21 protein-coding genes, 1 other RNA gene and 1 pseudogene are annotated in these 17,523 nt (G+C 61.4%); 10 read left to right on the top strand and 13 right to left on the bottom strand.

Features of this window, described 5'->3' with window-relative positions; all coding sequences use genetic code 11:
• Nucleotides 1–3: 3 nt before the first annotated feature.
• The 4 genes from ABID19_RS20170 to ABID19_RS20185 all read right to left on the bottom strand — a co-directional run bounded on the left by ABID19_RS20170 (nucleotide 4) and on the right by ABID19_RS20185 (nucleotide 2,049).
• Nucleotides 4–408 carry a type II toxin-antitoxin system HicB family antitoxin gene (locus ABID19_RS20170; RefSeq protein ID WP_354492713.1) on the bottom strand — a complete coding sequence of 135 codons (405 nt, stop codon included), beginning with the start codon at nucleotides 406–408 and terminating at the stop codon, nucleotides 4–6.
• An 8-nt stretch (nucleotides 409–416) separates the two neighbouring features.
• Nucleotides 417–611, bottom strand: coding sequence for a type II toxin-antitoxin system HicA family toxin (locus ABID19_RS20175; protein ID WP_126104508.1), 195 nt, complete (start codon nucleotides 609–611; stop codon nucleotides 417–419).
• Between the two features lie 61 nt (nucleotides 612–672).
• The gene (locus ABID19_RS20180) at nucleotides 673–1,119 is read right to left on the bottom strand and encodes a GNAT family N-acetyltransferase (RefSeq protein ID WP_354492714.1); all 447 of its coding nucleotides are present in this window, start codon (nucleotides 1,117–1,119) and stop codon (nucleotides 673–675) included.
• A 66-nt stretch (nucleotides 1,120–1,185) separates the two neighbouring features.
• Complete coding sequence (locus tag ABID19_RS20185) at nucleotides 1,186–2,049, bottom strand: LysR family transcriptional regulator (protein ID WP_354492716.1); 864 nt, start codon at nucleotides 2,047–2,049, stop codon at nucleotides 1,186–1,188.
• A gap of 139 nt (nucleotides 2,050–2,188) precedes the next feature.
• Here ABID19_RS20185 and ABID19_RS20190 point away from each other — a divergent pair, with 139 nt between their 5' ends.
• A complete protein-coding gene (locus tag ABID19_RS20190) occupies nucleotides 2,189–3,757 on the top strand; it encodes an MFS transporter (RefSeq protein ID WP_354492718.1) in 1,569 nt (522 codons plus the stop codon).
• A gap of 58 nt (nucleotides 3,758–3,815) precedes the next feature.
• Here the strand turns inward: ABID19_RS20190 and ABID19_RS20195 are convergent, their stop codons facing one another.
• The gene (locus ABID19_RS20195) at nucleotides 3,816–4,655 is read right to left on the bottom strand and encodes an AAA family ATPase (RefSeq protein ID WP_354492720.1); all 840 of its coding nucleotides are present in this window, start codon (nucleotides 4,653–4,655) and stop codon (nucleotides 3,816–3,818) included.
• A gap of 182 nt (nucleotides 4,656–4,837) precedes the next feature.
• Between ABID19_RS20195 and ssrS the strand changes: the two genes are divergently transcribed.
• From ssrS to ABID19_RS20215, 4 genes are all read left to right on the top strand, one after another.
• Nucleotides 4,838–4,993, top strand: a non-coding RNA gene (gene ssrS / locus ABID19_RS20200) — 6S RNA.
• Nucleotides 4,994–5,091: 98 nt separating this feature from the next.
• Nucleotides 5,092–5,679, top strand: coding sequence for a 5-formyltetrahydrofolate cyclo-ligase (locus tag ABID19_RS20205; protein WP_354492722.1), 588 nt, complete (start codon nucleotides 5,092–5,094; stop codon nucleotides 5,677–5,679).
• Nucleotides 5,680–5,761: 82 nt separating this feature from the next.
• Entirely contained in the window at nucleotides 5,762–6,586 is an 825-nt protein-coding gene (locus ABID19_RS20210) for a TIGR00282 family metallophosphoesterase (RefSeq protein WP_095495408.1), read from the top strand.
• A 71-nt stretch (nucleotides 6,587–6,657) separates the two neighbouring features.
• A complete protein-coding gene (locus ABID19_RS20215) occupies nucleotides 6,658–7,422 on the top strand; it encodes a TerC family protein (RefSeq protein ID WP_354492723.1) in 765 nt (254 codons plus the stop codon).
• 12 nt (nucleotides 7,423–7,434) lie between these two features.
• Here the strand turns inward: ABID19_RS20215 and ABID19_RS20220 are convergent, their stop codons facing one another.
• From ABID19_RS20220 to ABID19_RS20230, 3 genes are read right to left on the bottom strand one after another with little or no spacing between them, the layout of a single operon-like run.
• On the bottom strand, nucleotides 7,435–7,902 hold the full coding sequence (locus ABID19_RS20220; RefSeq protein WP_354492724.1) for an SRPBCC family protein: 468 nt from the start codon (nucleotides 7,900–7,902) through the stop codon (nucleotides 7,435–7,437).
• A gap of 28 nt (nucleotides 7,903–7,930) precedes the next feature.
• On the bottom strand, nucleotides 7,931–8,293 hold the full coding sequence (locus tag ABID19_RS20225) for a hypothetical protein (protein WP_354492725.1): 363 nt from the start codon (nucleotides 8,291–8,293) through the stop codon (nucleotides 7,931–7,933).
• A gap of 16 nt (nucleotides 8,294–8,309) precedes the next feature.
• Complete coding sequence (locus tag ABID19_RS20230; RefSeq protein WP_354492726.1) at nucleotides 8,310–8,792, bottom strand: SRPBCC domain-containing protein; 483 nt, start codon at nucleotides 8,790–8,792, stop codon at nucleotides 8,310–8,312.
• Between the two features lie 51 nt (nucleotides 8,793–8,843).
• On the opposite strand from ABID19_RS20230, the gene ABID19_RS20235 reads away from it, so the two are divergent.
• The 3 genes from ABID19_RS20235 to ABID19_RS20245 all read left to right on the top strand — a co-directional run bounded on the left by ABID19_RS20235 (nucleotide 8,844) and on the right by ABID19_RS20245 (nucleotide 10,529).
• Nucleotides 8,844–9,167, top strand: coding sequence for an ArsR/SmtB family transcription factor (locus ABID19_RS20235; protein WP_354492727.1), 324 nt, complete (start codon nucleotides 8,844–8,846; stop codon nucleotides 9,165–9,167).
• A gap of 224 nt (nucleotides 9,168–9,391) precedes the next feature.
• Entirely contained in the window at nucleotides 9,392–10,141 is a 750-nt protein-coding gene (locus ABID19_RS20240; RefSeq protein ID WP_354492729.1) for a YebC/PmpR family DNA-binding transcriptional regulator, read from the top strand.
• A 61-nt stretch (nucleotides 10,142–10,202) separates the two neighbouring features.
• Nucleotides 10,203–10,529 carry an Rdx family protein gene (locus ABID19_RS20245; protein WP_354492730.1) on the top strand — a complete coding sequence of 109 codons (327 nt, stop codon included), beginning with the start codon at nucleotides 10,203–10,205 and terminating at the stop codon, nucleotides 10,527–10,529.
• 33 nt (nucleotides 10,530–10,562) lie between these two features.
• Here the strand turns inward: ABID19_RS20245 and ABID19_RS20250 are convergent, their stop codons facing one another.
• Both ABID19_RS20250 and ABID19_RS20255 read right to left on the bottom strand, forming a co-directional pair.
• A complete protein-coding gene (locus ABID19_RS20250; protein ID WP_354492732.1) occupies nucleotides 10,563–11,039 on the bottom strand; it encodes an anthrone oxygenase family protein in 477 nt (158 codons plus the stop codon).
• Nucleotide 11,040: 1 nt separating this feature from the next.
• A pseudogene (locus ABID19_RS20255) lies at nucleotides 11,041–11,874 on the bottom strand (Rossmann-fold NAD(P)-binding domain-containing protein).
• Between the two features lie 124 nt (nucleotides 11,875–11,998).
• Here ABID19_RS20255 and ABID19_RS20260 point away from each other — a divergent pair.
• Complete coding sequence (locus ABID19_RS20260) at nucleotides 11,999–12,640, top strand: TetR/AcrR family transcriptional regulator (protein WP_354492733.1); 642 nt, start codon at nucleotides 11,999–12,001, stop codon at nucleotides 12,638–12,640.
• A 9-nt stretch (nucleotides 12,641–12,649) separates the two neighbouring features.
• Here ABID19_RS20260 and ABID19_RS20265 read toward each other — a convergent pair whose 3' ends face one another.
• Together ABID19_RS20265 and rpmE are read right to left on the bottom strand one after the other, a co-directional pair.
• Complete coding sequence (locus ABID19_RS20265) at nucleotides 12,650–13,150, bottom strand: hypothetical protein (protein WP_354492735.1); 501 nt, start codon at nucleotides 13,148–13,150, stop codon at nucleotides 12,650–12,652.
• A 103-nt stretch (nucleotides 13,151–13,253) separates the two neighbouring features.
• Nucleotides 13,254–13,475, bottom strand: coding sequence for a 50S ribosomal protein L31 (gene rpmE, locus ABID19_RS20270; RefSeq protein WP_354492736.1), 222 nt, complete (start codon nucleotides 13,473–13,475; stop codon nucleotides 13,254–13,256).
• 234 nt (nucleotides 13,476–13,709) lie between these two features.
• On the opposite strand from rpmE, the gene ABID19_RS20275 reads away from it, so the two are divergent.
• On the top strand, nucleotides 13,710–15,512 hold the full coding sequence (locus tag ABID19_RS20275; RefSeq protein WP_354492738.1) for an ABC transporter transmembrane domain-containing protein: 1,803 nt from the start codon (nucleotides 13,710–13,712) through the stop codon (nucleotides 15,510–15,512).
• A gap of 13 nt (nucleotides 15,513–15,525) precedes the next feature.
• Here the strand turns inward: ABID19_RS20275 and ABID19_RS20280 are convergent, their stop codons facing one another.
• Nucleotides 15,526–17,514, bottom strand: coding sequence for a DUF3857 domain-containing protein (locus ABID19_RS20280; RefSeq protein ID WP_354492739.1), 1,989 nt, complete (start codon nucleotides 17,512–17,514; stop codon nucleotides 15,526–15,528).
• Nucleotides 17,515–17,523 lie beyond the last annotated feature (9 nt).

Raw genomic sequence — 17,523 nt, forward strand, 5'->3', positions numbered from 1 at the left:
ACTTTATCTGTGACCTTCGATCTTCTCGCGAGCGGCGCTGGCGATGAAGGCTGAACGCGTGAGCCCGCGTCGGCTTGCTTCGGCATCGATTGCCGCCAAGAGACCTGCGTCGAGTGACAAATTGGCCCGGACAGGCCGTCCGGAATCGATCAGCACGGGGATCATCACGGCAGATTCGCCGGCAGCGCTATCGATTTCGCCCAGTCGGAGCAGATCTGCCACCGTGCGCGAGCCGGGCAAGGGCAAGTGCTTCGCCATCCGTGCCTCGGCCCATTCGCGAACGGCGGAGGTCGCATCGGCTATCGCCTCCTCGGGACTTGCGCCACCGCCGTGACATCCGGGAAGATCGGGCACCCGCACCCCCCAGACATCATCCGCGCCGTCAAGAATTCCGACATAGTGCGTCATGTTTCGTCCTAAATCCATCCGGCAAGCCGGGCGATTGACCGCGCGACGCCCAGAGATTGTTCGCGATGCCGCGGCACGATGATCATGATCTCCGGCCTCTCCGGATGCTCATACTTCTCATGCTTGCCGCCGCCTACGTTCACCCAGCCGTCGCGTAAAAGCCTCGTGACGATCTTGCGTGTGTTGGTCTCGATCAGCGGCACGAGCGGTCCTAATATGCGCAATATATTGCGCAACAGCGGCGATTTCAATCGTCGGCGTTCATCACATCAAATCATATTCGATGAAGCCCGTGCGCCGCGCCACGTGGTCGTAGAGTTTGCGCGCGGTGGTGTTGGTTTCATGAGTCATCCAGTAGACGTTCTTGACGCCGATCTTGCCGGCTTCCTGCTTCACCGCCTCGATCAGGGCGGCGCCGACGCCCTTGCCGCGCACATCCGGGTCGGCGAACAGGTCCTGGAGATAGCAGTTGTTTACCTGGGACCAGCAGGAGCGATGGTAGAGATAGTGCGTCAAGCCGACCGCGTTGCCGTCGAGGGTGGCGATGAAACCTTTCGGCTCGAACTCGCCTGCCGTGAACAGGCGCTCCCAGGTGAGGGCGTAGACGTCCTCCGGCAGCTTGGTTTCGTAAAAGGTGAGGTAGGCGGTCCACAGACGCTGCCAGTCGGCATGGTCAGATTGTGCAAGTGGGCGGACGGTGATCTCGGTCATTTCATTTCCCTCTGAGGTCTGCAACCCGATCCATCCCAATAGAATCGGCATCACGAATATCTTTGCCTATCCCGCCGGCAAATTATACTCGCGAAAAGCGGTCGCGAGCATGCGCAGCGCCTCTCGTGCCCGCGGCGCCAAAGCGTGCGAGTGCAAAACGATCTCCGAAGACGGAATTGGCGGCAGGCCGAGTTTGCGGCCCACGTCGACAAGGCCGGGGGGAACGACACGGTGGGCGAGGGCGGCAATAGCGAAACCGGCCGATACCGCGATGTTGACGGCCGCGCCGCCACCGCCCACGAAAGCCTCACTCCAGGCGATGCCTGCCCTATCCAGCGCCTCAACCGCTCTCAGGCGGTCCGGGCAATTGCATACGGTGCTCAAAAGGGCCAGGCGCAATGGCGTTCCGGGCCGCCATTCGAAGGCAGGGGCCGCGAACCAGCCATAGTGGGTGCGCGACAGGGCTTCGCCGCGTCGGATGTCATCTTCCTGGTGCACGATCACAGCGTCGAGCTCGCCGCGATCGAAAGCTCCTTCCAGCATCGAGTTGGTGTCGATCCTTATGTTGAGCGCGAGCGACGGATCATGGGCATGAAGCTGGGCTATGAGTGTGGAAAGCTTAGGCCCCGCGACATGATCGACAAAACCGAGAGCAAGCCGACACGGCGCTGCGGAAAATTCCGCGACGGCGCGTTCATGGGCGGCAAGAAATTCACGGGCCGCGGGGAGGAAAACCGCCCCCCTTGCCGATAGAGCCACACGGCGCGGGGTTCGTTCGATCAAACGCGCGCCGAGCTTTTCTTCGAGCCGGCGCAGCTTGACGCTGATCGTCGCCTGGGTGCTCCCCATCGCGGCAGCCGCCCGGGTGAAACTCTGCAGGTCGGCCACCATGACGAAGGTGCGGACGGCGTCGACATCAAGGCTGGTCATTACGATCATTCCATTTTGTCATTTCTGAAATAGAAACCCATAGCCTTTTTTCATAGTCAAGCCTCGTCTATGTCATGTCGGCCGCAGTTAAGGGCGCCGCTCGCAGCCCCTCTGAATGCTCCGATGGAAAGTGATCGATATGACGTTTCAAATTGACCGGAACACCGTTGCACTCGCAGGCGCCTGCCTTGCCTCGCTGCTGTTCGGCCTTGAAATCTCCAGTGTCCCGGTGATCCTTCCGAAACTGGAAAGCGTGCTCGCCGCCGACTTCAAGGATCTGCAATGGATCATGAACGCCTACACCATTGCCTGCACCACTGTGTTGATGGCGACGGGAACATTGGCCGACCGTTTCGGCCGCAAACGCGTGATGGTGATCACCACCGTCGCCTTCGGCTTCGCCTCTCTGCTATGCGGCCTCGCACCGAGCGCTCCGCTTTTGATCGTCGCGCGCTTTCTGCAAGGCCTTGCAGGCGGCGCGATGTTCACCTGCAGCGTGGCGGTGCTGTCCCACCAGTTCCAAGACGGCAGTGAACGCGGCAAGGCTTTCGTTGCGTGGAGCGTCGTCTCGGGCATCGGGCTTGGTTTTGGTCCCGCCATTGGCGGATTGATCGTAACGCTGTCGAGCTGGCAGTGGGTGTTCCTCATCCACGTGCCACTCGCCATCCTTGCCCTGGTTTTCATTGGCGCCGGTGTCACCGAATCGCGCGACCGTAACGCCCAGAAGCTTGACCGGACCGGCATCCTGACGCTCTCGCTTGCAGTGTTCGGCTTCTCCTATCTGATCACGCAAGGGGCCGATCTCGGCTCTGGCGCCCGCATCGGTGTGACAAGCGCGGCCGTGCTGGCCTTCATCGCGTTCCTTGTTGCCGAAAAGATCAATCCCTATCCGATGTTCGATTTCTCGGTATTCCGCATTCGCCAGTTTTCGGGAGCGATCATGGGCGGCATCGGCATGAATTTCAGCTACTGGCCGTTCATCATCTATCTGCCGATCTATTTTTCGGGAGTTCTCGGCTACGACAGCACCACAACCGGCCTGTTGCTGCTCGTCTACACGCTTCCCCTGATGCTGATGTCCTCGATCGCCGAGCGCTTGCGCGCCCGTTATCAGGCGCGGGTGGCGATCCCGCTCGGGTTGCTGACACTGGGGATCGGTTTTATCGCCATGTGGATAGGTTCCGGGCTCGACGGAGCCAACTGGCTGACCATGCTGCCCGGCACGTTGATTGCCGGCATCGGCATCGGCCTGACCAATTCGCCGACCACCAACACCACGACCGGCTCAGTGTCGCCGGATCGTGCCGGCATGGCTTCGGGCATCGATATCAGCGCGCGCTTGATCACGCTCGCCATCAATATCGCGGTGCTGGGCTTGCTGTTGACGCAGGGGATTGTTTCTTATCTGCGCGACGCATTGGGCACGGCCTTGGATCCGACTGAACTGCGCGCGCTGGCGGAAAAGATCGCCGCCGGAAATCTCGATGGCCTCTCGCAACACTCGCCCAAGCTCGCGACCCTCGATCCGTCCGGCGCCATCGTGCATGCCGCCCTGGTCAACGGTTTTGGCTGGGTCATGCTCTATAGCGGGATCGGCGTTCTTGCTCTTGCCGTCATCAGCTTCATCATCTTCGGCCCCAAAAATGTCGCGCTGCAGGAGGCAAGAGGCCATCATCCTGCTCAGAGGGCAGGTGAAGCCCGCTCGTAGGAACGCCTTCTAGCTCGGCGTCAGAGGCCGAATCTTCGCAGCTCAGGATGACCGTTCCTCACCCCTGCTTTCGCGCCATGAAAGCCAGTCGCTCGAACAGATGGACGTCCTGTTCGTTCTTCAACAGCGCACCATGCAGCTTGGGCAGCGCGTTCTTCGGGTCGGCGCGCAGATCCTCGGGCGCGATGTCGTCGGCGACGAGCAGGCGGATCCAGTCGAGTGCCTCGGAGGTCGACGGCTTCTTCTTCAGGCCCGGCACGTCGCGGATCTCGTAGAACTGGGTGAGTGCGGCGCGCACCAGGTTCTGCTTGATGCCGGGGTAGTGCACGTCGACGATCCTGTGCAGCGTGTCGACGTCGGGAAAGCGGATATAGTGGAAGAAGCAGCGGCGCAGGAAGGCGTCCGGCAATTCCTTCTCGTTGTTGGAGGTGATGATGACGATCGGGCGCACCGCGGCGCGGATCGTCTCGCCGGTCTCGTAGACGAAGAACTCCATCCGATCGAGTTCCTGCAACAGATCGTTGGGGAATTCGATATCGGCCTTGTCGATCTCGTCGATCAGAAGCACCACCTTCTTGTCGGCGGCGAAGGCGTCCCACAGCTTGCCGCGCTTGATGTAGTTCCTGATGTCGTTGAACCTGATATCGCCGAGCTGGCTGTCGCGCAGCCGCGAGACGGCGTCATACTCGTAGAGGCCCTGCTGCGCCCTGGTGGTCGACTTGACGTGCCATTCGATCAGTTCGAGGCCGAGCGCTGCGGACACTTGCCTGGCCAGTTCAGTCTTGCCGGTGCCAGGCTCGCCCTTGACCAGCAATGGCCGCTCCAGCGCGATCGCTGCGTTGACTGCCACCATCAGATCCTTGTCGGCGACATAGGCCGCCGTGCCTTCGAAACGCATTCTTGCTCCTCAGTTTTCATGGCAACCGTAAGGAGACAGCCCAGCCTGTGCAAGGCGCAGCGGCAAGGGCGCGGCAAAACCTCGTGCCGACGCAGTTCCCAGGCAGGCCATCGTGACGAATTAAGCCGTCGAACATGGTCGTGTCTCTGGCGCTTGGCCGACCGCCGGCCTATATTGGTTGCGACGGTCTGCGCTTCCCGGCAGGAGAACATTTTCCCCGGGGCCTTAATGATCCCTAGGGAGCTGTCCCTGGGAAGACCCGTGGGTTTTCTCATACGGCGCCCACCTACTTTGTAGGTTCCCGGGATCGCTCTCTCCACCGGTTGTGTGGATCGTCACTCGACCCAAAGGATCCACTCGCGTTTCGGTGGATCATGCGGTGGAAAACGTCGCTCCCAAAACTTCAACCAGATCCGACCTTTTCTACCCTGGCTCCATGATTTCTCCCAAAGAACTGAAAAAAAATTTGCGAGGCGAAGCGCTCAGGCGACGCGACGCGCTCGATCCGTTCTGGCGGGTGGAAGCGGCGCTCGAAATGGCCGAGACGGCACGGGATAGTGTCGCCATAGAGCCGGGCCAGATCGTCTCCGGCTTCTGGCCGATGCGCTCGGAGGTCGATGTCCGGCCGCTGATGTTCGCCTTGCGCGAAAATGGGGCAAGGCTTTGTCTGCCGGCCATTCTCGACAAGACTACCATCGTCTTTCGCGAACTGGTGCGTGGCGCGCCGATGGTCGAGATGGGCTTCGGCACGGTCGGACCGCACGAGGAGGCGGAGGTGCTCGATCCCCAGATGATGCTGGTGCCGCTCGCGGCTTTCGACGCGCGCGGCCACCGCATCGGCTACGGCGCGGGCTACTATGACCGCGCGATTGCACGTCTTGCCGACAAGGGGCAACCGCCCCGGCTGATCGGCATTGCTTTCGACTGCCAGGAGGTGGCGCTGGTGCCGGACGAGTCGCACGATGTGATCATTCCGGAAATACTCACCGAGAGCGGGTTGCGCCGGTTCGCGCCGAAATTGTAGATAAGTTCCTGGACGCATGGTCTTTTCCGAAAGTCATGCAGCTTTTTTGCTTTGCTGACCTTTGGTTCTGGATCATGTTTAGATGAGACTTCTCTTCCTCGGCGATATGGTCGGCAAGACGGGACGCACGGCGGTGTGGGAACAACTGCCCGGCTTGATCTCGGATTTCAAACTCGACTTCGTCATCGTCAATGGTGAGAACGCCGCCGGCGGCTTCGGCATCACAGAAGAGATCTTTCGCGAGACGATTTCGGCGGGCGCCGATGTCGTCACCACCGGCAACCATGTCTGGGACCAGCGCGACGCGCTGGCTTTCGCACCGCGCGAAGAGCGATTCCTGCGACCGTCCAATTTCCCCAAGGGCACGCCGGGGCGCGGCTCCGGCGTCTACATCGCCAGGAACGGCGCGCGCGTTCTGGTCGCCAACATCATGGGCCGGGTGTTCATGCATCCCGAACTCGACGATCCATTCCAGGCCGGTGAGCGCGAGCTTGCTGCCTGTCCGCTCGGCGAGCAGGCCGATGCCGTGGTCATCGATTTCCATGCCGAGGCGACCTCGGAGAAAATGTGTTTTGCGCATTTCGTCGATGGCCGCGCCAGCCTTGTCGTCGGCACCCACACGCACCAGCCGACCGGCGACCATCATATCCTCAATGGCGGCACGGGCTATATCTCCGACGCCGGCATGTGCGGCGACTATGATTCATCGCTCGGCATGGATAAGGAGGAGCCGCTCAACCGATTTCTGTCGAAGGTGCCGAAAGGACGCTTCGAAGCCGCGACCGGCCCGGCGACATTATGCGGCGTCGGCGTCGACATTTCGGATCGCAGCGGGCTGACCGAGCGGATTGCGCCGTTTCGCCGCGGGCCGCGGCTCGAGGAAACGGCGCCATCTTTCTGGTCGTGATATTGATATGAACGCCTGCGATACCTAACTGCCGGCGACACTGCTCTAGATCGTAAGAGGGGACGACCTCCATGCAGCTCATCGAATTCCTGGCGCCACATTTCGCCTTTGTCTCCGATCCGACCGCATGGGTCGCGTTGCTGACCCTGATCGTGCTCGAGGTCGTGCTCGGCATCGACAATCTGATCTTCATCTCGATCCTCACCAACAAATTGCCGGAGGCACAAAGAGCCCGGGCGCGGCGGCTCGGTATTGCCGCCGCGCTGATCATGCGGCTGGTGCTGCTTGCCACCATCTCGATCATCGTTCAGTTGACGGCGCCGGTATTCACCGCTTTCGGCCATGGTTTTTCCTGGCGCGACCTGATCCTGATCGCCGGCGGCCTGTTCCTCGTCTGGAAGGCGACCAAGGAGATCCACCACACGGTCGACCTCGAGGATCACCAGGACACGATGATGGGCGAGACGCTGCAGCTTTCGTTGGCCGGCGCGATTTTCCAGATCCTGCTACTCGACCTCGTCTTCTCGATCGATTCGATCATCACCGCGGTCGGCATGACCGACGAGATCGCCATCATGTATATCGCCGTCATCGTGGCGGTCACCGTGATGATGCTGGCGGCCGGGCCGCTCGCCGACTTCATCGCCAAGAACCCCAGCATCGTCATGCTGGCGCTGAGCTTCCTGCTGATGATCGGCATGACGCTGATCGCCGACGGCATGGGCTTCCATGTGCCGAAGGGCTACATCTACGCCGCCATGGGTTTTTCCGCCCTTGTCGAGGGCCTCAACATGCTGGCGCGACGTCGGAGGAAGGCAAAGTCCGGCGGGCACTGAGCCGGACGCCTTCTAACCGGTCGGCACGCCCTTCGGGTGGCGGTCGCCGATCAGGCCAAGCGTCAGGCCTTGCTCCAGCCACGCCTTGGCGCCGGCGAGCACCAGCGCGAAGCCATCGGTCGAGCCGATCGCCTGCTTGACCTGCTCGTCGGCACTGCCGGCAAAGCCGAAATTGCGAACCTCGACAAAGGTCGTGCCGCCGGGCATCTCGGTAAAGGTCCAGACCACGGTGGTCGGCGGATCGCTCCATTGCATGACGATCTTTTCGTTCTTGACGAATTCGCTGACCGTGACTGGCGTCGAGACACCGTACATGCGCCACTCCCAGCGAACCTCCTTGCCGCTGTCCAGCCTGTCGTTGCCATGAGTGAACCAGAATTTCGTGGTGATCGCCGGATCGACGATGGCCTCGAACACGTCGGCGACCCGCCGCCGGATCAGCATGCCGGCTTCGGCGACCGGTGTCTCACGGATTTCCATATTGTCCTCCTTTCCGAACGGGCTTCTGTCACCAGGCGTCGGGTTCGCGCACCATGTGAACGATGTTGGCCGGATTGGTGATCCAGCCACCGCGGAAACCGTCGCCCAGCGCCTCGATGGCGTCGCAGCGCACGACACCGGCCTTGGCGAGATGACTGGCTGCGGCCGGAAAATCATCGGTGAACAGCTCCAGCCAGACCTCGGCCTGGCTCAGCATCGGCGCTTCGTCGATCCATAGGCGATTGGGGCCGAGTTCGAAGCCGGTAGCGGGAGCCTTGGCCGTGAACGGCTTCAGGCCAACGACGTCGCGATAGAAGGCGATCGTCTGCTGGTATTGGTGGGGCGGCACTTTCATGGCGATGTTGATACCGCCGGTGATCTTCGCAGTCATTCTTTCCTCCGTCTTCTCAGATGTTGTCTTCACTGGCAGGCTCCCCCTTCATCTCGCTGCGGTAATAGCCGTCGCGCAAATTGATCCCGTATTCGACATAAGCCTTCATGCAGGCCAGCATCTGCGACCAGCCCTCGCAATTGAGGTAAGACTTCTTCAGACCGACGGCGTCCTCGTGCCAGCCGGTCTCGGCGATGGTGACGAAGGTGCCGCCATCGTCCAGCGGTTCGAAATTCATCTCGATACGCGTCTTGTAGGCCGGCTTGCCGTCGGCGTCGGTTGCATCCCAGCGCAGCACGATGCGGCTGTCTTTCTCCACCTCGTCGACCTCGACCGGAACCTTGCCCCACCAGACGACGCCGGCGCCCGCCACCAGCGGCGCGCTGGCGCCGCCGATCGTGGTGAAATAGCCGCTGAGCTTCTTCGGATTGACGACCGCATCGAAGACTTCGGCGACTGGTTTGCCGATGCGGCCCGAAACTCTGAATCCAAGAGACATATCCACAGCTCCTTCCTTGATTGGGTCGGCATTATGTTATAAAAATATAACATGTCAAGCAAAGCGCAGGACGATAACGTTTTCAAGGCGCTGGCGCATCCGCGCCGGCGTGCACTGCTGGACGAACTGAAGGACGCGCCGCGGACCACCGGCATGTTGTGCGATGCCTTTCCCGACATGGACCGCTGCACCGTCATGCTGCATCTGAAAGTGCTGGAAGATGCCGACCTGATCGTGGCGCGGCGCGAGGGCCGCGAACGCTGGAACCATCTCAATGCGCTGCCGATCAAACAGATCCACGAGCGCTGGATCAGCCAGTACGCCACGCACGCGATCAGCATTCTCGACCGGCTGAAATCCGATCTGGAGGGGTGAATGGCTGCATAAATGCAGCCGGCGGGCGCGTTGCGTACCACCCTTACGGCGCGGCTGGACGAATTGAGCCGATTTATCTATAAGCCGGCCATTCCGAGATAGAGCGCCGTACGTCCATCTGGACGCACCAGGAACGTTCTGAAATTTTGAATTCGAGCATTTTGGCTACGGCGAGGTGATAACCTCGCTGCAGGATGCTCTGCCAAGAAGACGACAGGGGTGCCATGGCTGGCCATTCACAGTTCAAGAACATTATGCACCGCAAGGGCCGCCAGGACGCGGTGCGGTCGAAAATGTTTTCCAAGCTGGCGCGCGAAATAACCGTCGCCGCCAAGAGCGGTACGCCGGATCCGTCGATGAACCCGCGCCTGCGCTTGGCCGTGCAGAACGCCAAGGCGGTGTCGATGCCGAAGGACAATATCCAGCGCGCCATCAACAAGGCATCGATGGGCGACGCCGAGACTTACGAAGCCGTGCGCTACGAAGGCTACGGGCCGGGTGGCGTCGCGCTGATCGTCGAGGCGCTGACCGACAACCGCAACCGCTCGGCGTCGAATGTGCGTGCCGCCTTCACCAAGGCCGGCGGGGCGATGGGCGAAACCGGCTCGGTGTCGTTCATGTGGGACCGTGTCGGCGAGATCTTCTATCCGGCGTCAGTCGGCAGTGCCGAGAAGGTGATGGATGCGGCGATCGAGGCCGGCGCCGACGACGTCCAGTCGGACGACGAAGGCCACACGATCTATTGCGCTTTCGAGAACCTCGGCGAGGTGTCGAAGGCACTGGAAAGCGCGCTCGGCGAGGCAGAGTCGGTGAAGCCGATCTGGAAGCCACAGACCAACATTGCGGTCGACGAGGAGCGGGCACAGTCGCTGATGAAGCTGGTCGCCACGCTCGAGGACGATGACGACGTGCAGAGCGTCTACGCCAATTTCGAGGTGGACGACGAGACCATGGCGAAGCTCAGCGCGGCATGAGCACAGCTCAGCCCGGCATGAGCGGAGCTCAATCCGAGAAATGAGCGGAGCTCAATCTGACATGACTGAACAAGCTCTGCCCACCATCCGCATCACCTATTGCACGCAGTGCCAATGGCTGCTGCGGGCCGGCTGGATGGCGCAGGAGCTGCTGTCGACCTTCGGAACGGATCTGGGCGAGGTGACGCTGGTGCCCGGCACCGGCGGCATTTTCACCATTTCCTGCAACGACACGCTGGTCTGGGACCGCAAGCGCGACGGCGGCTTTCCCGATGCCGCAAAGCTCAAGCAGCTGGTTCGCGACGTGATCGATCCGGACCGCGATCTCGGCCATGCCGATCGCAAGGGCCACAAGTCAAAAGATCCCACGTCAAGCGACCCTGAATGACGCAGGGTCTTTTGCTTTTCTGCGCCGCATTCATCACCACGCCACGATGAAGCAGCCCAGCGCCACGATGGCGGTAATGGTGCGGACGTGGTTCCACATCACCCAATCCCTGAGATAGGTGGTCCACACGACGGCGCCGTTGGTGCTCGCCGGATCGACGGCGGCCAGCGCGTTGTTGAGCGGCACGTTGAAAATCATCGTCACGATCAGGTTGCCGACGAGATAGATCAGGGCGCCGGCGAGAAGCCAGAACGAACCCGGCTGGTTCCAGCCGAGAATGGCGCCGACGACGAGGACGAGGCAGATCAGCCCGGTGCCGAAAAGTGCGGTCATGAACATCGGCGTCACCGCAGTGACGTTGATCGAATTCATGGCGGCGATGCCGCCGGCGGCAGGCATGCGGGCGAGGCCCGGCATGACGAAGCTGGAAAAGGCGAAGAAGACGCCAGCGACGACGCCCGAGCCGAGCGCGGCGACGAAGGTGAGGGTGGTAAGCAGTTTCATGATCATGTCAGTTGCTCCAGATGCCCGTAGCGGCGGTTTCGGTTACATAAGCGGAAAAGTCTTTCGGCGCGCGGCCGAGCACGCGCTGGACGCCGTCGGTCAGCGTTTCATTGCGGCCGTCGAGCACCTCGGTGAACAGCTCGTTGAGCAGCCAGGCGAACTCGGCCGGCAACTCGTACCCGGCTACAGCTGCGGTGAACTCGGCATGCGAAATCCTGATGAACCGGATGTCACGGCCGCTTGCCTTGCCAATCTCGGCGACCGCCTCGGCGAAGCTCAGCAGCCGCGGCCCGGTCAGTTCGTAAAGCTGGCCGATATGGCCTTGCTTGGTAAGCACCGTAACGGCGGCGTCGGCAATGTCGTCGGCGTCGACGAACGGTTCTCCGACATTGCCGACCGGTAGTGCCACTTCACCAGCGAGCAGCGGTTCGAGCAAAAAACTCTCGCTGAAGTTCTGGGCAAACCAGGCACAGCGCAGGATCGTTCAGTCGGCGCCCGAGGCTTTCAGCATCTCTTCGGCTCGTTGCGCTTCGGCTTCGGCACGCCCCGACAGCAACACCAGCCGGCGCACACCGCGCTTCACGGCAAGATTGGCGAAGGAGCCGACCGTTTCGGCCGCACCGGGCACCGCAAGATCAGGATAGTAGCTGATGTAGACGGCGCCGACGTCATCGAGTGCCGGTTCCCAGGTGGTGCTGTTTTCCCAGTCGAAGGGCGGCGTACCCGAGCGCGAGCCGATCCGCACCGGCAGGCCCTGCGCCGTCAGTCTGTCCGCGAGACGGCGGCCGGTCTTGCCGGTGCCGCCGAGGATCAAAATCGGTTTCCTTACGGTGTCGTTCATGGTGGTTCTCCTCGCTTGAAAACATGAGTAATCCTCACATTTGCAAAACGTGATAAACCCTCGTATTTTGTGAGTCAAGCCAATTTGTTGGCCAATTTGTTGGATCATTCGCCAGGAGACAGTGATGGAAGCCTCGACCGTAGCGGGTGCACAGGATGGCCAGATCGCATCGCCGCGCCGGGCGCCGAGCCAGCAGCGCAGCCGCGAGCGGGTCGAGCGGATGCTTGCCGCCGCCTCCGCGCTGATCGCCGAACAAGGCAGCGACGCCATGCGCATGGGGGAGGTGGCGGAACGGGCCGGCGTGTCGATCGGTTCGCTCTACCAGTTCTTTCCCGACAAGCGCGCGATCATCTGGGCGCTGGCCGAACGCTACACCGTTCAAAGCCAGGCCTGCATCTCAGCAGCACTTGCGGATGTCAGCGACGCCGAAGGGCTGCGGCGTGCGTTTTCCGAGCTGGTGGATATCTATTACGGGCTGTTCCTGGCGGAGCCTGTCATGCGCGACATCTGGTCGGGCACACAGGCCGACAAGGCGCTGCGCGAGCTCGAGCTCGCCGATAGCCGGGCCAATGCCGAATTCCTCACGGCGGTGTTGAAGCGGCTGCGGCCCACCGCCGATCCGGCGGCGCTGGAAACGACGGCGTTTCTCATCTGGCAGATGGGCGAGGCCACCGTGCGGCTGGCGATTTCGGTGGGGCGGCAAGAAGGCGACGATCTGGTCGCTGCCTACAAGCGCATGGCGCTGCGTGAACTGGTCGGCGAATAGAGCCGGAGACTACCGGCCGAAATAATCCCGTAGCATTTCCGTGCGCTCATCTTCCGCGCACATCGCCATGCGGCCGAGGCTGAACCGGCCTCTATGAAGGGCGACAACGGCCAATGCGCAGTTTACGGTCGGGTCGTCCGCCGAACCTGCCAGATCCCGCAGGGCCAATTCGAAAAGGGTCTGCCACGCAGTTTTGTAGTGTGGTTCGATCCAATCCGGAATCGGCGGGTTCCGGTCGTAGGCCAATCGCGCTTCTTCGACCGTTGCGGCCAGACCGTAAGCTCCCCAATATACTGGAGTTTGGCCTTCGGAGATGCGACCCAGTTCCACAACCGCGGCGTAAGATGCGTCTCCAACATCGCCCTGATGATGCAGTTCGTTCCAGAGCTCGTCCCAGGCCGACTTGTCACCGTAGTGAACGGCCAGCCTTCGCGAGGCCGGTCGCGGATCATAAACGACCTTGTATCCGCCCGTGAGGCCGGACCATCGTTCATCGTTGAAGACCATCATGTCGCCGCCCTCGCCAACCAGTCGACCCTCCTGTGCCGGGTGGCTCTAGTCAACAAAAAACCCGCCACGAGGGCGGGTTCCTGATCTGCGAAAAAGCTGCGGCTTAAATGCCGAAACCTTCGAAACGCTTCTTGAACTTCGACAGGCGGCCGCCGCGGTCGAGCAGGGTCTGCTGGCCGCCGGTCCAGGCCGGATGGGTGGTCGGGTCGATGTCGAGGTTCATCGTGTCGCCCTCCTTGCCCCAGGTCGAACGGGTCATGTATTCGGTGCCGTCGGTCATGACGACCTTGATGGCGTGGTAGTCGGGATGGATGTCGGTCTTCATTGTGCTATTCCTGGGCTCTGTTTTTGCTGGGCGGCGCTGCCGACGGGCATAAAGCCTGCGTCGATGCGCCCCTTTTTAAAACTCGAAGCCGCAGCTATTGAGGAGCCACGGCTTCTAAAACGGTCGGCGAGCCTATACATCAGCCGGAATTGAATCACAAGCCCGCGGTAAGCGACAGGCCGCGGTAAGCGCATATTGAGGCGCATACCCAGAAGAGAGCCAGAGGAAACGGTCATGGCGCACACCAGCGGCGATACGGACGAGCGTAGGCGCTCGCTCAAGCCGCTGCGGCGCCTGTACCCCTACATCACCCGCTACCGGAAAATGGTCATTGGTGCGGTCGTCTCGCTGACCGTCGCGGCGGCGACGACGCTGGCGCTGCCGCTGGCCGTGCGGCGGATGATCGACCACGGCTTTTCCGCTTCCGATTCCAGTTTCATCGCCGAGTACTTCGCCATGCTGGTGGTGATGGCTGCCTTGCTCGCAGCGGCGTCAGCCAGCCGCTACTATTTCGTCATCACGCTGGGCGAGCGTGTCGTCGCCGACATTCGCAGCGACGTGTTCCGCCATGTCACGACGCTGTCGCCGTCCTTCTTCGACACCGCTCAGTCGGGCGAGATCGTGTCGCGGCTCGCCGCCGACACCACGCAGGTGAAATCGGCCGTCGGTGCCACCGCATCGGTGGCGCTGCGCAACGTCATCCTGGGCCTCGGCGCCGTGGCGATGATGGTCTTCACCAGCCCAAAACTATCGGGCCTCGTCATTGCCGTCATCCCGGTGATCGTGCTGCCGCTGGTCGCCTTCGGCCGCTCGGTGCGGCGCAGATCGCGGCTAGCGCAGGACACGCTGGCCGACGCCACGGCCTATGCCAGCGAGCAGATCGGCGCGGTGCGCACGCTGCAGGCCTTCACCAACGAGAAGCTGGTCACCACGCATTTTTCATCTGCGGTGGAAACCGCGTTCGAAGCGGCGCGATCCTCGATCTTTGCCCGCTCCTTCCTCACCTTCTTCGCCATCTTCATGATCTTTTCCTCGGTGGTGGCGATGCTGTGGTTCGGCTCGCGCGACGTGCTCGACGGCACGCTGTCGCCGGGCACGCTCCTCCAGTTCCTGCTGTATTCGGTATTCGCCGCCGGCGCCCTCGGCGCGCTTTCGGAAGTGTGGGGCGAGCTTTCCCAAGCGGCTGGCGCCGCCGAACGGCTGACCGAGATCCTGGCCGAGAAGCCCGCGATCCAGGCACCAGCGCATCCGAAACGGCTGCCGGCGACGGCCAGAGGCGCGATAAGTTTCGACGACGTGTCCTTCTCCTACCCGGCTGGGCCAGACCGCGCCGCCGTCCATGGTCTGAGTTTCCAGGTCAAGCCCGGTGAGACGGTAGCGATCGTCGGCCCGTCGGGCGCTGGCAAGAGCACCGTCTTCTCGCTGCTTCTGCGCTTCTATGACCCCGAGACGGGCAAGATCATGATCGACGGCGTCAATGTGCGCGAGGCCGACCCTGCCGCCATACGAGAGCGCATCGCCATCGTGCCGCAGGACGTCACCATCTTCGCGGCCAGGGCGCGCGACAATATCGGCTTCGGCCGTCCGGACGCCAGCGACGCCGAGATTGAGGCGGCGGCCAAGGATGCGCTTGCCGACGAGTTCATCCTGAAGCTCGAAAAAGGCTATGACAGCCAGGTTGGCGAGCGCGGCGTGACGCTGTCCGGCGGCCAGCGCCAGCGCGTGGCGATTGCCCGCGCGATTCTGCGCGATGCGCCGATCCTACTGCTCGACGAGGCGACCTCGGCACTCGATGCCGAAAGCGAGACGCTGGTGCAGACGGCGCTGGAACGATTGATGCAGGACCGCACCACCATCGTCATCGCCCACCGGCTGGCGACAGTGCTCAAGGCCGACCGTATCCTGGTCATGGATGGCGGCTGCATCGTCGAGGAAGGTACCCACCAGAGCCTCGTCGCCAAAGGCGGCATCTATGCCCGGCTGGCCAAGCTGCAGTTCGAAACCGGGGCGAGTGCTTTCAAGGGTGCCGCGGAATAGGCCTTCAACTGGGTCAGTTCGCTTCGGCGTCCGAGTAGGCGAAATTGTAGTTCCAAGTCGCGTTGTCGTTTATCTTCTTGAGGGACTTTAAATAGGGGCCGATGCTCTTGGCGGGCACCTGGTCATTGATGGTCTTGAAAAACCAGTCGACCTGAAATTCGGTGGAAGTGCTCGTCCAACGAGCCTTGAATGCGACGTAGGGCGTGATGATGTCGTCATTGTCTTCGGGGCCTACGAAGCGGGCCTTCAGATTTCTGACGGTGCACCGGTGTCGTCGAAAGATCGGGCTGCCCAGCCAGATTGGCGCGCTCCTTTCGAGGCGTTCGGGTTCCGGCAGAGACCTGATGCCGACATCCGATTTCAGAGCGAATTCCTTGGATAGGTCATCGGCGTCGAGATCGTCTGCCGACAAATGGTAGGATTCAATTATCGAAACCAGATTCTTGTCGCGGCTGTCGTTCGTCACCAACGGCCCCAGGCTTTTCATTCCGGGATACTGGCGATTGTAATATTTCAGATAGTCGTCCGCGATCTTTGTGGGTGATTGCGAGGCAAGCTTATAGCGCATGCTATCGGCATCTGCGCCCAAATAGGTGGTGGTAACCGTCAGTTTGAGTGGCTCGCCTTTACGCCTGGGAAAGTCGAATTCCTCGCTCACAAAGGTGGTCGGCTGGTAGAGCTCCTTTCGGTCCATCTTTTCCATCCCCGCGTTGTCCGCGACAATGGGCAGCGCAAAGCCGTAGTCGGGCGACACAAGGTTATCTGCTCTGCCTCCCTGCAGATAGTTGGTGGCGTCGATCCAGTATGTCTCACTGTCGATGACGACCTTTACGATGACATGGTCAAACGCCCTGATCGTCGGTAGAATCGTGGCGAGAGCAAGCCCCTCATCAAGGTCAGTGAGAGCCACGTTCGCGTGAATTCCCAGTCGCCGCAGACTGGAGGCAAGAAGCAGCGCCTTGTCCTTGCAGTCTCCGAAGCCACTTCCCACCACTGTCGTCGGGCTACGCGGGATATAGGAACCACGGCCCATGGACAGGCTGACATAGCGGATGTTGTCTTGGACCAGCCGCATTGCCTCGACCATCCTGTCTTCGGGCGCATCGTATTTGGCGGCAATGGCATCGAGCTTCGACGCGAAATCTGCCGGCAAGTGTTGGTCGAGCCGGTAATAGGGAAGAAGCGTGTTGACGACATCTTGCCATTCCGATGTCGAGGAGATTTCGATGGAGGGATAGGTGAGGAAGTCCGGCGGCAGATAGTCCTGTGATTTCACGGGAATTGGGTTGGCGCTTTGCCAAAGGTAGTTAGTCGTGTCTCCAGCGGACTGGACCTTCGGGCGTATGTCCGTCCTGACCTGTCGGAAACGCAGAGGCTCCGTCGTCGGCCATATCACCCTTTGGCGGATCAGAGCGATGGGTTCGTCCCAAGCCACGGCAAAGGAACGGAAAAGAAGCTCCGTGCCGATGATCGGGGTCCTGACCGCGGTCTTGCCATAGTCGACGATGTCGCCGACGCGGACATCGTTGATATTCACGTAAGCGGTGAGCCAACCATCGAAGAGACCCTTCTCCGCGTCCTTCTCGCGCCGAAATACGTCGAAATCAGCATCGGAAAGATGCTGGATCACCACACCGTCGCGAATGATGTCGATCCAGTTCACGGTGACGTCGGACGTCGCGGGATCGAATTCAAAACTGATGCTGGCGCCGTGTTCCAGGCCTGTGCGGTCGACGATCTTGTAGGCATAGCGGTCGAAGATCTCCGATCCGCCTGGACGCTTCCGGATCTGATAATCCGACAGCAGGTTGGATATGCCGTTCTTGATCTGGCTGTCGAATCGCGGATCGGCTTTGGGGAGTGCGACTCGCTCGATCCAGTTGCCAAGGCTGCCCTTGTGCACGTTCGTACCGGCCATGGCTGGCCAGCAGACCGTGCAAATAACAATCAATGCGGTGAGTCTTGCGACCGCCGTCGTCTGAAAGTGCCTTGCCCGCCCCATGCCCCTGTA

The organism is Mesorhizobium robiniae (genome assembly GCF_040545535.1).
GTDB classification, from domain to species: domain Bacteria; phylum Pseudomonadota; class Alphaproteobacteria; order Rhizobiales; family Rhizobiaceae; genus Mesorhizobium; species Mesorhizobium robiniae.

What these genes read in the sequence shown, in the direction of transcription:
- ABID19_RS20170 (WP_354492713.1), bottom strand. Translation starts at nt 408, where the DNA reads ATGACGCACTATGTCGGAATTCTTGACGGCGCGGATGATGTCTGGGGG.
- ABID19_RS20180 (WP_354492714.1), bottom strand. Translation starts at nt 1,119, where the DNA reads ATGACCGAGATCACCGTCCGCCCACTTGCACAATCTGACCATGCCGAC.
- ABID19_RS20185 (WP_354492716.1), bottom strand. Translation starts at nt 2,049, where the DNA reads ATGACCAGCCTTGATGTCGACGCCGTCCGCACCTTCGTCATGGTGGCC.
- ABID19_RS20190 (WP_354492718.1), top strand. Translation starts at nt 2,189, where the DNA reads ATGACGTTTCAAATTGACCGGAACACCGTTGCACTCGCAGGCGCCTGC.
- ABID19_RS20195 (WP_354492720.1), bottom strand. Translation starts at nt 4,655, where the DNA reads ATGCGTTTCGAAGGCACGGCGGCCTATGTCGCCGACAAGGATCTGATG.
- ABID19_RS20205 (WP_354492722.1), top strand. Translation starts at nt 5,092, where the DNA reads ATGATTTCTCCCAAAGAACTGAAAAAAAATTTGCGAGGCGAAGCGCTC.
- ABID19_RS20210 (WP_095495408.1), top strand. Translation starts at nt 5,762, where the DNA reads ATGAGACTTCTCTTCCTCGGCGATATGGTCGGCAAGACGGGACGCACG.
- ABID19_RS20215 (WP_354492723.1), top strand. Translation starts at nt 6,658, where the DNA reads ATGCAGCTCATCGAATTCCTGGCGCCACATTTCGCCTTTGTCTCCGAT.
- ABID19_RS20220 (WP_354492724.1), bottom strand. Translation starts at nt 7,902, where the DNA reads ATGGAAATCCGTGAGACACCGGTCGCCGAAGCCGGCATGCTGATCCGG.
- ABID19_RS20225 (WP_354492725.1), bottom strand. Translation starts at nt 8,293, where the DNA reads ATGACTGCGAAGATCACCGGCGGTATCAACATCGCCATGAAAGTGCCG.
- ABID19_RS20230 (WP_354492726.1), bottom strand. Translation starts at nt 8,792, where the DNA reads ATGTCTCTTGGATTCAGAGTTTCGGGCCGCATCGGCAAACCAGTCGCC.
- ABID19_RS20235 (WP_354492727.1), top strand. Translation starts at nt 8,844, where the DNA reads ATGTCAAGCAAAGCGCAGGACGATAACGTTTTCAAGGCGCTGGCGCAT.
- ABID19_RS20240 (WP_354492729.1), top strand. Translation starts at nt 9,392, where the DNA reads ATGGCTGGCCATTCACAGTTCAAGAACATTATGCACCGCAAGGGCCGC.
- ABID19_RS20245 (WP_354492730.1), top strand. Translation starts at nt 10,203, where the DNA reads ATGACTGAACAAGCTCTGCCCACCATCCGCATCACCTATTGCACGCAG.
- ABID19_RS20250 (WP_354492732.1), bottom strand. Translation starts at nt 11,039, where the DNA reads ATGATCATGAAACTGCTTACCACCCTCACCTTCGTCGCCGCGCTCGGC.
- ABID19_RS20260 (WP_354492733.1), top strand. Translation starts at nt 11,999, where the DNA reads ATGGAAGCCTCGACCGTAGCGGGTGCACAGGATGGCCAGATCGCATCG.
- ABID19_RS20265 (WP_354492735.1), bottom strand. Translation starts at nt 13,150, where the DNA reads ATGATGGTCTTCAACGATGAACGATGGTCCGGCCTCACGGGCGGATAC.
- rpmE (WP_354492736.1), bottom strand. Translation starts at nt 13,475, where the DNA reads ATGAAGACCGACATCCATCCCGACTACCACGCCATCAAGGTCGTCATG.
- ABID19_RS20275 (WP_354492738.1), top strand. Translation starts at nt 13,710, where the DNA reads ATGGCGCACACCAGCGGCGATACGGACGAGCGTAGGCGCTCGCTCAAG.
- ABID19_RS20280 (WP_354492739.1), bottom strand. Translation starts at nt 17,514, where the DNA reads ATGGGGCGGGCAAGGCACTTTCAGACGACGGCGGTCGCAAGACTCACC.